Below are 13919 nucleotides of genomic sequence, written 5' to 3' on the forward strand. Positions count from 1 at the left end.
CAGCCTCAAGAGAACAGGAGAGAGAGCATGCACCCGAAAGTCGCTGAATTACTCGAGAAGGCCAAGGGCCTTTGGTCCGCGCGCAGCATGTCCCAGCAGATGCTCATCGGCGGTCTGGCCGTTGTTCTGGTGGCGGCCTTCACGGCTGGCATCATCTTCATGAACAAGCCCGACTTCAAGGTGCTCTACACAAAACTCTCCAACGAGGACGCCTCCAAGGTCGTCACCCTGCTGAAGGCCACAAAGGAGCCCTACCAGCTCGCGGACGACGGCCAGACGGTGCTGGTGCACGCCGACCGGGTGTACGAGCTGCGCCTGAAGGTCGCCAGCGAGGGCAATCTCCACGGCCAGGGCATCGGCTTTGAAATTTTCGACGAAGTGAAGATCGGCCAGACCGATTTCGTGCAGCACATCAACTACCAGCGCGCGCTGCAGGGCGAACTCTCCCGCACCATCGCGGAGTTCCCCAAGATCGAGAACGCCCGCGTGCACCTGGTTGTGCCCAAGAAAAGCCTGTTCATCGAGGAGCAGACCCAGCCCTCGGCCTCGGTGGTGCTGAAGCTGAAGGAGAAGGACGGCAAGCTTGAGCCCAAGGAAGTGCAGGGCATCGTCAATCTTGTGACCATGGCCGTAGAGGGCCTGGACAAGAAGCGCATCACCATTTCCGACCAGAACGGCCAGCCCCTCTACCAGCCTGCGGATGACGAGTCCGCCGGCATGAACACCACCCAGCTTGAGTACAAGGCCCAGATGGAGCGCAAGATCGAGCGCCGCATCGAGGAGCTCCTGACCCCAGTCATCGGCCCCCAGAAGATCATAGCCCGCGCGAACACCGAGCTCGACTTCAGCCACAAGACCATCAAGAAGGAACTGTTCAACCCCGACGGCCAGGTGGTCAGAAGCGAGAGCAGAAGCGAGGAAACCGTTTCCGGCAAGGCCAACCTCGACGGCGCCGTGCCCGAGGCCAACTTCCGCGGCGACGGCTTCACCGGCACCCAGAGCTCCCAGGACTCCACCCGCGAAACGCGCACCACCAACTACGAGATCAACAAGGAAGAGCAGCAGATTGTTTCCCCTGTGGGCGAGTTGAAGCGCCTGGGGGTTGCTGTTATCGTCGACGGCACGTACACCAAGGACGAAAAGACCGGCCAGATGACCTACGTGCCCCGCAGCGAAGAGGAAATGGCCCGCATCAAGAGCCTGGTCTCCAGCGCTGTCGGGCTCGACAAGGACCGCGGCGACACCCTTGAGGTGTCGAGCATCGCCTTCGGCGCAGTGGATCTTGGCGAGGGTTCTTCCCTGGTGAAGAACTTCATCGACCTGGGCGGCAAGCTGGGCAAGCCGCTGTTGACGGGACTGCTGATCTTCCTCTTCCTGATCCTGGTTGTCCGTCCCGTGGTCATGGCCCTTATCCGGCCCAAGGTGGCCGAGGAGGAGGTTGAGGAATTGGCGAGTCTGCCGAGCACCGACGAACGCCTGGCCATCGAGGAGACCATCGAGGTCCCCGAAGAGGCCCTGGATACGGCCCGCCGTCTGGAACTCTTGAAGAGCCAGGCCGTGCAGTTGAGCGAACAGAACATGGATCAGGCTATCCGGCTCTTGAAGTCGTGGGCCAGACAGGAGGCGTAAGTGGCCAGCTTCACCGGTCCCCAGAAAACCGCCATCGTCATGCTCGCCCTGGGCGAAAAGTTCACGAGCGAAGCGTTCAAGCGCATGGAGCGTCAGGAAATCGCCGCCGTCTCCAAGGCCATGCTGGACATCGATTCCGTATCCCGCGAAGACGTGGTGGATGTGCTGAAAGAGTTCAACGACGCCATAACATACGGCGCCGAGACTTTGACCGGCGGGGCCGAGCAGGTGAAGCGCCTTCTTACCAAGGCTCTTGATTCTGAAACAGCCAAGTACATTCTGGACAGCCTGGAGATCGACACCGGCCCAACGCCCTTCCAGGAACTTTCAAACGTCAGCCCGCGCATCCTGGCCCAGATCCTCAGAAACGAGCATCCGCAGACCCTGGCCCTTATTTTGGGCCACCTGCACCCGGACCAGGCCGCCGAACTTTTGTCCAATCTGCCCAGCGGCGTGCGGCCGGAAGTGCTCATGCGCCTGGCCAAGCTGGAGGCCGTGGCCGAGGAGATGCTCCACGAGGTGGACAAGGTCCTCCAGAGCCAGCTCATCGCCATGGGCGGCAAGGAAGGCAAGAAGGTCGGCGGCGTCAATGCCGTGGCCGAAATCCTCAACGCCGTGGACCGCGCCACCGAAGAGGAAGTCCTGTCCGAGATCGAGGAAGAATCCCAGCAGATGGCCGACGACATCCGAAACCTCATGTTCGTGTTCGAGGACATCAAGGGCCTGGACGACCGCAGCATCCGCGAACTTTTGAAGGACATCTCCAACGAGGAGCTGACCAAGGCGCTCAAGGGCGCCAGCGACGACCTCAAGGACAAGTTCCTCAAGAACCTGTCCGAGCGCGCCGCAGGCATGATCCGCGAAGATCTGGAGATCATGGGCCCGGTGAAGCTCTCCGAGGTGGAGGGCGCCCAGCAGAATATCGTCAAGACGGTGCGCCGCCTCGAAGCCGAGGGCCGCATCGCCATAAGCAGAGGTGGCGGCGATGAATTCATCTAGCCCGCAGACGCCCCCGAAGACCGCTCCGCGCTACTCAGGCCGCGTGCTCATGGGCTGCGACAGCCCCGGCGCAGGCTTCGTCACCATCCAGGAGATCGAGGGAAAGCGCCACAAGCCCGTCTGGGACGAGGCCACCGAGGTCGAGTACATCGCCCGCTGCCGGGCCAAGGCCGAAACCCTGGCGCGCGAGATCGTCGCCCAGGCCATGCACAAGGCGCAGATCGAAGCGCAAGCCATCCGCGACCTGGCCAGGGCCGAAGTGGACGAGGCCGTGGCCCAGGCCCGGGCCGAAGCCGAGGCCGAGGCCCAGGTGCGCCTGGACGCCGAGGTGACCAGCCACGTGCAGGCCATGAGCGCCCTTTTGGCCGGCATCCAGACCCTGGGCCAGGAAGTCTGGGAGGCGCGCCGCAAGGATTTCGCCACTCTGGCCAAGAGCTTCACCCGCAAGGCCCTGGGCGTGGAGATGGAAGCGCGCCGCGCCGAAGTGTTGGAGCGACTCATGGACGAGGCCTGTTCACGGCTGGACGCCCACCGCGAGTTCACCCTCAAGGTGTCGCCGCAAGATTTCGAGCTGGCCAGAAGCCTCATGGAGCAGATCCAAGTCAGCCGTCCCGACCTCGGCCAGTGGAAGCTCGCCACCGACGCCAGCCTGACCATGGGCGGCGTGGTGCTGGAAACCCCGGAAATGCTGGCCGACAACGCCCTGGGCAACCGCGTGGCGCTGCTTGATCCCTACCTGGACCAGCTGTCCCTGCCGGAAGACCTTGCCCAGGCCAGAGAGGAAGGCAGTGACCCTCAACCCTGAAGCCGTCAGCCAGGCCTTTGACGACCTGGACCTCTGTCAAACCTTTGGCAAGGTCACGCGCGTGGTGGGCCTCATCGCCGAGGGCCAGGGCATCCGCCCCCCTGTGGGCTCCGTGTGCCACCTGCTGCCCGAGGACCGCGACTCCACCCCCATCCCGGCGGAGGTGGTGGGCTTCAAGGAAGGCTCCTGCCTGTTCATGCCCTACGGCGACCTGCGCGGCATCCGCCCGGGCAGCCTGATAAGGAATTCCGCCTCGCCCCCGCATTTCCCGGTGGGCCCCGGCCTTTTGGGCCGCACCCTCGACGCCTTTGGCGAGGCCATCGACGGCAAGGGCATGTTCGCGCCCGAAGCCTTTGTTCCGCTTTACCGCACCCCGCCCAACCCCATGGAGCGCCCGCGCATCGACCAGCCGCTGGACGTTGGCGTGCGCGCCATCAACGGCCTGCTGACCCTGGCCAAGGGCCAGCGCGTGGGCATCATGGCCGGCTCCGGCGTTGGCAAAAGCACCCTCATGGGCATGATGGCCCGGTACACCAAGGCCGACATCAACGTCATCGGCCTGGTGGGCGAGCGTGGCCGCGAGGTGGTGGAGTTCATCGAGCGCGACCTGGGGCCGGAAGGCATGGCGCGCAGCGTGGTCATCGTGGAAACCAGCGACAAGAGCCCGCTAATCCGCATGCGCGCGGCCTATGCCGCCACAGCCGTGGCCGAGTACTATCGCGACCAGGGCCTTGATGTTCTTCTGATGATGGACTCCGTGACGCGTTTCGCCATGGCCGGGCGCGAGGTGGGCCTGGCAGCGGGCGAACCGCCCACGCGCGGCGGCTACACCCCCAGCGTCTTCGCCCAGCTGCCGCAGTTGCTTGAGCGCGCGGGCAAGAGCGCCGTGGGCTCCATCACCGGCGTGTACACCGTCCTGGTGGACGGCGACGACTTTACCGAACCCATCGCCGACGCGGTGCGCTCAATCCTCGACGGGCACATCGTACTCACGCGAGAACTGGCCGACCAGGCGCACTTCCCGGCCATCGACGTGTTGAAGAGCATCAGCCGACTGCGCAGCGAGGTGGTGGCGCGCGAGGACATCGAGGCCGGGCGCACGGTGCTGCGGCTCATGAGCACCTTCAAGCGCGTGGAGGACATGGTGAACATCGGCGCGTACCAGAAGGGCGCCAGCCCGGACGTGGACCGCGCCATCGCCATGGTCGCGCCCATCAACGCCTATTTGCAGCAGTACGTGGGCGACAACGAGCCCCTGGACGCCTGCTTCGCCAAGCTGAAAGAGCTTGCGGCGGCGGGAAGCTAGAATTCCTCACCGCACCCCGGCGGAAACCCGCTGCGCCATCACACAGGCCGTGCGCGGGTTTCCCTGAAACAGCCTGTGCACCACCGCAACGTTCGCTCCGTTGGACTTCTCGCCCTGCCGCAGCGCAGCCAGCCAGTCCAGCTCAAGCTCATCCATCCCAAGCCCGAAGACCTCCTGCGCCGGACGTGCGCCCTGGCCGGAAAGCCGGTGGAACTTCTTGATCTTCTCCAACCCATACCGCGTGTACAGATAAAGTCCGAAGGAACCTGCCTCGGCGTAGGCGCGGTGCTGCCGGACCCTGTCCAACACCATGAGCCTGCCATTCCCCCCATCCGACATGCCCCAGGATTCGTGGTCCGGCCCCAAATCCTTGAGGGGCAGGAACGCGTCCATCCTCAAAAGCGCCAAAACCCATTCGTCGGCGCTGAATCCGCAACGCGGAAAGGTCCTCGGGTTGCCCACACAGGTTTCCGCGAGAATCCCCATCATGTTGCGAATCAGCTTATCCGGCTGGGGAAAAATGGCGCTGGTGAGCTTGTGCGCCAGCATCTGCGTCCCGCCTTGGTAACCGAAAACTCGAATGGCGCGCACGCGGCCAAGAGGGCCTCTCTCCCAGTAGAAGACGCAAGAATAATTCTCCCGGCGCGGCTGATCGAAAATGACGCGAATTTTTCCGAATTGCCCAATTTCGGCATCAACGGACCAGAACTCCAGAACCCGATCCAGCGTCGCCTGCGCCAGCTCGGCCTGGTCCTTCAACTCCGCTTCGGACATTTGGCCCGTGGCGTCGCTGGCGACAAGGAACCGGGTTTCCACGCTGGCGCACTGCGCTTCCGGCACAGCCCCCAGCAGGGACCAAGCAACGAGGAACACCCCAAAAAGCAGCGCGACAAACTGTCCTCTTCTCATGTGATGACTCCTCCATTTCCACTGTTCGCACGCCACCTCCGCCACGCCCACAGGGTCAGCCCCAGCGCGGCCAGATACAGTGCCAGAAACACCCGCTCGTCGAAGTCATAGAACAGGAATCTGCCCAGCCAGTGGGCTATGAAGCTCTCGCCGTATGCGGGCGCGCGCGCCGCCGTGCGCAAAGCCGCCTCGAAATCCGTCAGCGGGCAGGTGAGGCCGAGCAGCGACTCCCCTGCCACGACGGCCATGCCCGCGAGGTGCGTTATGCGGAAGGCGCGATTGCGCACGAATCGCCAGCCCAGCGGGCCGCCCACAAGAATGACCACAAGGCCAAAGGTGAGGAAGAGCGCCAGGGCCGCGTGGGCCGCAAGCACGATGTCGGCGAGAAGCAGCAAGGTGTGGTCATCCATGGAGGCCTCCGGCCCGTTATGAGCCCCCTGCGCTTTTGCCTAGGCCGGCGCAGCCTCGCCCGCCTGGGCCGCTTCGTCGGGGCCCAAGGCCAGCACCACGCGGTTGCGGCCAGCCCTCTTGGCAGCATACAGCGCCTCATCGGCGCACCGCAGCAGCGCTTGCAGATTGCCCTTCCGGACGCTCGCCACGCCAAAGCTGGCAGTGACGAACTGGCCCTGCATCACCGGGAAAATTGTTGTTTCCACGGCCTGGCGCATGCGCTCCGCCAATTGCCGGGCCTCGCGCACGTCGGAAAATGGCACCACGACCACGAACTCCTCGCCGCCGTAGCGGGCGAACACGTCCTCACCACGCAGGGAGCCTTGGCACAGGGCGGCCACGTCGCGCAGGAGTTCGTCGCCCGCCACATGGCCCAAGGTGTCGTTCACGCGCTTGAAGTGGTCCAGGTCGAGCATGATAACCGAGGCCGGGCGGCCCTGGCTGAGGGACTTGCGCAAGGCCTCGGCCCCCAGGACTTGCAGCCCACGCCGGTTGAGGACGCCCGTCAGGGAGTCGGTCTGGGCCATGTGGGCCACCTGGGCTGTGGCGGCGCGCAGATCGACCTCAAGCAACTGCGAGTTCATGGAGAACACCACATAGAACTCCAGCACGCTCTGCAGGGTGCGAAAAAGCAGCAGATAGGTCAGAATGGGGTCCGCGGAATAGTCGTAGCCAACGGCGCCGAGCATGCTCCAGCCCCGCGCGCCATGTAACGCCGCGCCGAGGAGGAAGGTGGCGCACAGCAGCGTCACTCCGGCCATGACGCGGCGGCCCAGAAGCGGTATCTCCAGGCCAACCCGCAGGCAGATGACCAATGAGACTGCCGAATAGATCATCACGCGTCGCATGATGTCCGGCGAGAAAATATAATCCGCGGACAGAGCCAGCCCCGCCACGGCGGCAAGGAGCATGTTCTGCCTGGTGCGGGCCCACAGCCTGGGGAGGCGGCAATAGACGCCCAATCCATGATAGGCAATGATCTGCTGAGCGAAGGAGCCGAGGCCGGTGAGCAGCATCAGCAGCAGGGCCTCGCCCATGCTGGAGCGCAGAAATATGAAGCTCATACTCAGCAGGGCGCAAAACTCGGCGAGGACGAAAGTGCGGAAACCGGGGTACACTTTGCGGTGCAAAACATAGTGGCCCATGACCACGAACCGGGTCAGGGTAACGCCGAGCAGCACGGGCATAAGCGTGCTGAAATTCATCATAAAAGTCACTGCCGCCAAGCAGACCTCACATTTCCGGCAGCAGTCCCTCGGCGCACACGGGCCCGGGGCTGCTGGCAACGCGTCTCCAGTATGCAGCAGCCGAAGCCGAGCGGCAAATGGCCCCCCCGCTACCCGTTCAAATTCTTGTTGCGATGGTCCAGGTGCAGCAGGTCCTGCTCGTGGATGCGCAGGACGAAGTCCGCATGGGTCTTGAGCCGTGAGGAAAACGCCCGGCCCCGCGTATCCGAGGACGATCCGCCCACGAACTCCACAGCGCCGATGTGCTTGCCGCGCTCTTTCAGGTGGCGAATGGACGGAATGGCGTCGGCGTCGCCGGAAACCACCACTGCCACGTCGTAGTTGTCCTGCAGGGCCACCATGTCCACGGCCAGCGCGGTATCCAGGCCCTTTTCCTCCACCCAGCGGTGCAGGAAGTTCACCTTCCAGTGCCCGGCCTCGCGGATGTCGATGAGGTCCGAGGAGGCGCGCACCCCGGCGTAGAAGCGGCGCATGCCGTCAATTGCCCGCACCTTCTGGCCGTACCAGTCACGGAAATCAGCCGCGCAGGCGTTCCAGGCCACCTCCTCCAACTCCCCTTCCGGCAGGTTCGGGTTGTTGGCGGAAACCCGCGTCAGCCACAGGGCGCGGATTTCCGCATCGCGCACAAAGGCCGCGCGCAGGGCCGCGCGCGACTGCGGGGCCGAAAGGTCCCATTCGTCCACAGACCCCACGGCATACCAATACACACGCCGCAGCTGGGCCACAGCCGCAGCGGTCTGCAAGGTCACCTCGTGCCAAACCTTCACTGCTTCTCTATAAATATGACCGTACAGCTGACCGTAATTTGAGATTTCTAGATTCATCGTGCGCAAAGAACCATATAAATTTGATCCATCAACAAAAAATGCAAAGCGCTGCATGAAAACTCCTCATGTTGTATCCCAGCTAAAAGAGCTTCTTGACCCCGTCCAGCAGTCCGCTGGACTTCTTTTCCGGTGTGCCCCCCTGGCGCGAGGACCGCCCGCCGCCGGTGAGGACATTACCAATGCCCTGCACCACTCCGCCGACTGCGTCAAGGGCACCCTTGCCGAGAGTGCGCAGGTAGTCCGTGCTGAAACTCAAATTGTCGTAGGGCCCGGTGATGCGCATGGGCACCACCAGACCAAGAAGCCCGGCGTTGCCGCCCTGGCCCTCGCTGCTGGGCACCACCCGCACATGCAGGGTGTAGTCGGTCTGCTTGGTGGCTATGTCCACCGTGCCGCGGCCATCTGCGCGCAGGAACGGGGCCTTGAAGTCCAGATCGTTGATGGTGGCCACGCCGCCATTGATGGCTGCGGTGCCGTCGATGCTGCCGAACTTTGTGGACTTCTCCGCGCCGGTCTCGGCCCCGGTTGCGGGAAGCGCATCCTTTGCTTTCTTGCCCGAGTCGCGCACGACGCCCAGGATGTTGACGCCAGGAAACACGCCGTCACGCACGGAGAAGCGGACTCTGCCGCTCATGCTGCGTTTGAGGCCGTGCATGGTGTTCCCCTGGCACACCAGGGGCGACACGGTTTCCGCGCTCATGGTGCCCGCGAACTGGCTTTCCTTGCCTTCAATATCGCTGAACAACGGTTTTTGCTGCACGTTGACCAGCTGGTAGGAGAGCGTCACCGCCGGGCGGTCGCCCTGCACGTCCACGCGCAGGGAGCCCTTCAGGCTGCCGTCATACAGTCTGGCCTCCACCTGCCCCACGTCCAGCACGCCATCCTGGGCCATCATAGGCAGCTTCAGGCTGGTGAAGCGCAGGCCTCTGATCTTGAAGCGCTCCGCCGTCACCTGCCCGTCGAGCTTCATCTCGCGCAGGGCCTTCACCGTGAACACGTCGTCCTTGTGCGGATCAACTCCGGCACTTCCGGGCGCCGCCGATGCGGCTTCACGCGCTTCCGCCTCAACGGATTTCTTGGCGGGCAAAAAGCGGTCGGCGTCCAACCCGCTGACGCGCACGTTGAAATTGTAGGCCTTCTTTTCCAGGCCCGTGACGCGGAAGCGGCCTTCCACGCGGGCGTCGTCCAGGCTGGCGGTGAAATTTGGAATTTCGGTGTAGCCCCGGCCTGCCTTGAACTCCAACGCTGCGGTGATGTGCTGGTAGGCAGCCGCGTCGGCGGTGTCCGGGGCCTTGCCCGTGAGCGCTGCGGAAAGCTCCCGGCCATTGAAGTCCGGCACGTCCAGCCTGCCCTTCACGTCCGGGCCGTCCTTCAGGTTCGAGGCCAGGAACTGTCCCGTAACCTTGGCCCCGTAGCCGGAGAAGCTTAACCCGGACCCCACGGCGGTATGCTGTTTGTCGTCCACCTTAAGTTCCGCCAACCCCAGCTCAAAATCGCCCTTGCCGCCGGGCACGGCCTTGCCCGTGGCTGAAACCTTGAGCTTGAGGTCGCTGAACACATGCCGCTCGTCGCCCGCATTCAGAATCACTGTGCCCGTGGCCTCGGTTTGCGCCTTAAGTTCCGGCTTTGACGAGTCGAGCAGAAAGGATGCTGTGAAATCGCTGGGCTTTCCCTGGCGGATGGCCTTCATCTCCACGTTCAGGCCGCTTACGGCGTAGCGCTTGCCGAGCATGCGGTCTTCCCATATCAAGCTAGAATCCTTGACGCTTATGCCGTCAAGAGCCACGTCGCCCAGGCTCCAGTCAAAGGCCGAAGGGCCTCCGGATTTCTGCGCCCCGTCAGCGGCAGCGGGTTCCGGATCGTCCGGCCCGATGATGTCGTGCCAGCTGGCGCGCCCGTCGGCGTTCCTCACCAGATGCAGCTCCAGCCCCTCCAGCACGACCTTGCCCACCACCACCCGGCGCGAAAGCAGCGGCAGCAGCTTGATGCTCACGTTGGCGCGCTGCACGCGGGTGAAGGGCTTGTCGTCAAATCCCGGAGGATTGCTCACGCGCACGCCGCCGGTCTGCACGCCCAGACGCGGGAAGAACGTCAGCTTCACGTCTCCCTCGAACACCAGCTCGCGGCCAGTGCTCTCCTTCACCAGGCGGGCGAAGTCATCTTTATACTTATTGGGGTCCACCATGAGGGTGAGCAGAACGGCGCCGAGGACGAAAATGCTCGCTATTGCGCCGCCGATGAGGACGAGTACGCGCATGTGCCCTCCTGATTGGGTGCGCTGGCGCGGCCTAGCTCAGCAGGTCGCGGATGGCTTTGAGTTCCAGGCACAGGTCCGAGAGAGTGTTGGCCAGGGCTTCCGCCCGGTCCTCGGCCTGTACCCAGGCTTGTGTCAGCGATTGGTTTTCGGCCCGGCTTTGGGCCAGGAGCTCGGCCTGGGCGTCCGGCTGGGCGGAGGCCGGGGCTTGCTGCTCAATGACGGCGAGCAGCGACGGCTGCACGCCGTGGCCGAGGGTGTTCACGCCTGGGCTGGGGCTTGCCGATTGGACGAGAGATGGCTGAACCTGCTGGCTTGCGGCCTGGCCCCCTGCCTGACCCGCTGGCTTGCCCTGCGCTTGGCCCTGCGCCTGGCCCTTGGGCTGTCCCTTGGTCTGAAGGAGGCGCTTCTTGGCGCCCTCGATGGTCAGGCCTTCCTCGTAGAGCAGGCGCTTGATCTCGCGCACCAGCTCCACGTTGCCTTCGGTGTAGGCGCGCTGGCCGCTGGGAGTTCGCACGGGCACGAGCACGTCCTTGAACTCGCTCTCCCAGAAGCGCAGCACAAAGGGCTTCACGTCGAGCAGCTTCGCCGCCTGCCCGATCTTATAATTCTTTCCCTTCGCGCCTGCTTCCATTCTTAAAGTCATAGCAGAGGAAATGCCGGGGGGGAAGGGGGCGGGAGGTTGCCACCCTTCAGAGAATGGTTTAGCGGTCTTTAATCGATATCAATATAGCCTAATTAAACCCTTTCGTTATCGAGGTCTGCACGTGGCAATTCCAGACTATCAAACTATAATGCTTCCATTGCTCAAACTACTTGAAGATGGGAAGGAATGGACACTTTCTGCTTTGACAGAAGCCATTGCTAACCAATTCAAAGTAACTGAGGAAGAACGACAGCAACTACTCGCAAGCAGGAGCCAATCAATCATCAGTAACAGGGTAAGCTGGGCCAAGTGTTATCTGAAGCAGGCTGGACTCATTCATTATCCCCAGCGCGGACAATATGCCATCACCCCAAAAGGGCATCAGGTACTCAAGGAAGCCCCCCAAGGATAGACAACATCTACCTCATGCAATTTGGCGAATTCCAAGCGTTCCGAAAACGCTCCAGCGACACTCCAGCAGAAGTTTCACCCGCGTGTTCAGATGCAACTCCGCAGGAGGCTATTGAAAAAGCGTATGGAACACTCCAGGAAATACTTGCTGGGGAAGTCCTGGCGCAAGTAATGAGCTGTAGTCCTCGCTTCTTTGAATATCTTGTCATAGATCTGCTGCTGGCCATGGGCTATGGTGGTTCGAGAACTGAGGCCGGTGAGGTTGTCGGGAGATCTAGTGATGGCGGAATCGACGGTATCATCAAAGAAGACCGCCTTGGCCTTGATGTTATTTACGTGCAGGCAAAGCGCTAGACTGGAAGCGTAGGCAGCCCCGAGATTCAGAAATTCGCTGGTGCCCTGCTTGGCCGCTCCGCAAAGAAAGGCATATTCATAACAACATCCACATTTACGGCGGAAGCAAAGCAATACGTCCAGAGCATTCCAAATACCATCGTCTTAATTGATGGCGTGGCACTTGCCCAGTATATGATTGAGCACAATGTAGGCGTTGCGCCAGCGCAAACTTACGCGATCAAAAAGATCGATTCCGACTACTTCATTGAAGCATAGACAATGCAAGAAGGGGAGCCCTCGCGGACTCCCCTTTTGCATTCCCTCTGCGGGATTCTTTCTGATTTCGCTTAAATCCTGACAGGCAGCTTCTGCGGCAGGCCGGAGAGCACCTTGCCGTGCTCTTTGTCCACTTCCTTGTCCACCAGCGTGCGCTCGGCGTGGCGGTAGGTCAGGCGGTAGGTCAGGTTGCGCTCGGCCTTCTCAGAGGGCGAGCCTTCGGGAGCGTACACGGCCACAAGGGCCAGGCTCTCTAGATTCTTGGGCTTCATCTCGCGGATGGCCGCTTCGATGGCCTCGCCGTGCAACGTGGCCGGGCAGATGACCGTCACGTCGCGCCGCACGGGCGGGAACTTCGGCAGGCTCTTGAACACCGGGGTGGTGGCGCTGGAAAGCGCGCGCATGAGGTCCGCGTCCATGTCCGCCAGCCAGATGTCCTTGCGCGCGTGGTAGGCGTCGGCGATCTTGGGCTGCACGCGGCCAATGCGGCCAACAAGCTGCACGCCCGCCTTGGTCGCCACCTCAACCCGCACGCAGGGCTCAAGGTAAGGGTGCTCCGTCTCCAGCACATAGCTGCCCGAGCCCAATCGCAGGTGCGCCAGCAGATTCTCTACCAGCCCCTTCACGTCCAGGTAGTCGGCCTCGCCCTGCTCCCAGGGCCATTCCTGGCTGTGGCGCGAGCCGTGCACCAGCATGCCCAGGCGGGAGTTCTCGCGCGCGCCGGTGTCGCTGGCCGCGTCCTCGTGGAACGCCTTGGCGACTTCGAACAGGCGCAAGCTCGCGTTACCCTGGGCCAGGTTGTGGCGGACGTTGTTCAGCAGGCCCGGAGCGATCTCCGTGCGCAGCACGTTCTGATCCTCGGTGAGCGGGTTGGCGATTTTGATGCGCCCCGCAACCGGCAGGTTGAGGCGGTCCAGGTCGTCGGTGCCGACAAAGCTGTAGTTGACCGCCTCGCGCAGGCCAGCGCCCACGGCCCAGGCCTTGAGCGCCTGAAGGAAGCCGAACTCGGTGTCGCGCATCTGCACGGACTCAAGGGACTTGGAAATCTTGGGCAGCACGGCGGGAATGCGGTCCAGGCCATGCACGCGTCCGCATTCCTCGAACAGGTCCACCTCGCGCTCCAGGTCCAGGCGGTGCGAGGGCGAGCCCACGCGCCAGCAGTCCGGGTTGGCGTCGTTCACCGGGCAGCCCAGGCCCGTGAGGGTGCTGCGGCAGAAGTCCGCAGTCAGCTCCAGGCCCAGCAGGGCGTTGCACTTGGCGATGCGGAAGTCGTGCTCGCGCTTTGCCCAGGGCTTGGGCTCGGCCACGGCGATGCCCGCCATGACCCTTGCGCCGGAGACCTCAGCCATGAGCTGGGCCGCGCGCTCCAGGGCGAAGAGGCTGCCCACCTGGTCCACGCCGCGCTCGAAGCGGTACGAGGACTCGCTGGGCAGGGCCAGGCGGCGGGCGGTCTTGCGGATGGTTCCGGGCCGGAAGATGGCGCACTCAAGCAAGACTTCAGTGGACTCGTCGGTGATGCTGGAATTTGCTCCGCCCATGACACCGGCCAAGGCCACCGGGCGCTCGGCGTCCCAGATGAGCAGGTCTGAGCCCAGCAGCTTGCGTTCCTGGCCGTCAAGGGTGGTGATTGTCTGCCCTTCACTTGCAGGCGCGACGCGGATCACGTCGCCCTTGAGCAGGGTACGGTCAAAGGAGTGCAGGGGCTGGCCCAGCTCCATCAAAATATAATTGGTGACGTCAACGATGTTGTTGATGGGGCGCTGGCCGATGGCCAGCAGGCGGTAGCGCATCCAGTCCGGGCTCTTGTCTATCTTCGCGCCGGTG

At 63.1% G+C, this 13919-nt stretch carries 11 protein-coding genes and 2 pseudogenes; 6 read left to right on the forward strand and 7 right to left on the reverse strand.

The genetic code is table 11. From position 1 onward, the window contains the following. Positions 1 to 27 precede the first annotated feature (27 nt). The 4 genes from fliF to Q8O35_RS06315 are packed head-to-tail and all read left to right on the forward strand — an operon-like array spanning position 28 to position 4739. The gene (gene fliF / locus Q8O35_RS06300) at positions 28 to 1629 is read left to right on the forward strand and encodes a flagellar basal-body MS-ring/collar protein FliF (RefSeq protein ID WP_305571793.1); all 1602 of its coding nucleotides are present in this window, start codon (positions 28 to 30) and stop codon (positions 1627 to 1629) included. After that, the gene (fliG, locus tag Q8O35_RS06305; RefSeq protein WP_305571794.1) at positions 1630 to 2628 is read left to right on the forward strand and encodes a flagellar motor switch protein FliG; all 999 of its coding nucleotides are present in this window, start codon (positions 1630 to 1632) and stop codon (positions 2626 to 2628) included. Then, the gene (locus Q8O35_RS06310; protein WP_305571795.1) at positions 2615 to 3433 is read left to right on the forward strand and encodes a FliH/SctL family protein; all 819 of its coding nucleotides are present in this window, start codon (positions 2615 to 2617) and stop codon (positions 3431 to 3433) included. Before fliG ends, Q8O35_RS06310 begins: the two co-directional genes overlap by 14 nt. After that, a complete protein-coding gene (locus Q8O35_RS06315; protein ID WP_305571796.1) occupies positions 3417 to 4739 on the forward strand; it encodes a FliI/YscN family ATPase in 1323 nt (440 codons plus the stop codon). The genes Q8O35_RS06310 and Q8O35_RS06315 overlap by 17 nt, the downstream gene beginning before the upstream one ends. A 6-nt stretch (positions 4740 to 4745) precedes the next feature. On the opposite strand, the gene Q8O35_RS06320 is transcribed toward Q8O35_RS06315, so the two are convergent. The 6 genes and pseudogenes from Q8O35_RS06320 to Q8O35_RS06345 form a co-directional block, all read right to left on the reverse strand. Continuing rightward, positions 4746 to 5648: a hypothetical protein gene (locus Q8O35_RS06320; RefSeq protein ID WP_305571797.1), complete on the reverse strand. Its 903-nt coding sequence runs from the start codon at positions 5646 to 5648 to the stop codon at positions 4746 to 4748. Continuing rightward, on the reverse strand, positions 5645 to 6058 hold the full coding sequence (locus Q8O35_RS06325) for a DUF2784 domain-containing protein (protein ID WP_305571798.1): 414 nt from the start codon (positions 6056 to 6058) through the stop codon (positions 5645 to 5647). The genes Q8O35_RS06320 and Q8O35_RS06325 overlap by 4 nt, the downstream gene beginning before the upstream one ends. 39 nt (positions 6059 to 6097) lie before the next feature. Further along, on the reverse strand, positions 6098 to 7306 hold the full coding sequence (locus Q8O35_RS06330) for a diguanylate cyclase (protein ID WP_305571799.1): 1209 nt from the start codon (positions 7304 to 7306) through the stop codon (positions 6098 to 6100). A 128-nt stretch (positions 7307 to 7434) separates the two neighbouring features. Further along, complete coding sequence (locus tag Q8O35_RS06335) at positions 7435 to 8169, reverse strand: NYN domain-containing protein (protein WP_305571800.1); 735 nt, start codon at positions 8167 to 8169, stop codon at positions 7435 to 7437. An 82-nt stretch (positions 8170 to 8251) separates the two neighbouring features. After that, a complete protein-coding gene (locus tag Q8O35_RS06340; protein ID WP_305571801.1) occupies positions 8252 to 10429 on the reverse strand; it encodes an AsmA family protein in 2178 nt (725 codons plus the stop codon). 397 nt (positions 10430 to 10826) lie between these two features. Next, a pseudogene (locus tag Q8O35_RS06345) lies at positions 10827 to 11060 on the reverse strand (MerR family transcriptional regulator); the annotation flags it as partial. A gap of 160 nt (positions 11061 to 11220) precedes the next feature. On the opposite strand from Q8O35_RS06345, the gene Q8O35_RS06350 reads away from it, so the two are divergent. Further along, positions 11221 to 11484 carry a winged helix-turn-helix domain-containing protein gene (locus tag Q8O35_RS06350; RefSeq protein ID WP_305571802.1) on the forward strand — a complete coding sequence of 88 codons (264 nt, stop codon included), beginning with the start codon at positions 11221 to 11223 and terminating at the stop codon, positions 11482 to 11484. Between the two features lie 14 nt (positions 11485 to 11498). Next, positions 11499 to 12095: pseudogene (locus Q8O35_RS14830) on the forward strand (restriction endonuclease). Between the two features lie 71 nt (positions 12096 to 12166). On the opposite strand, the gene pheT reads toward Q8O35_RS14830, so the two are convergent. Continuing rightward, on the reverse strand, positions 12167 to 13919 hold a 1753-nt coding region (pheT, locus tag Q8O35_RS06360), incomplete at its 5' end, for a phenylalanine--tRNA ligase subunit beta (protein ID WP_305571803.1).

Origin of the sequence: Humidesulfovibrio sp., from assembly GCF_030689645.1 — a bacterium.
Taxonomy (GTDB): Bacteria; Desulfobacterota; Desulfovibrionia; order Desulfovibrionales; family Desulfovibrionaceae; genus Humidesulfovibrio.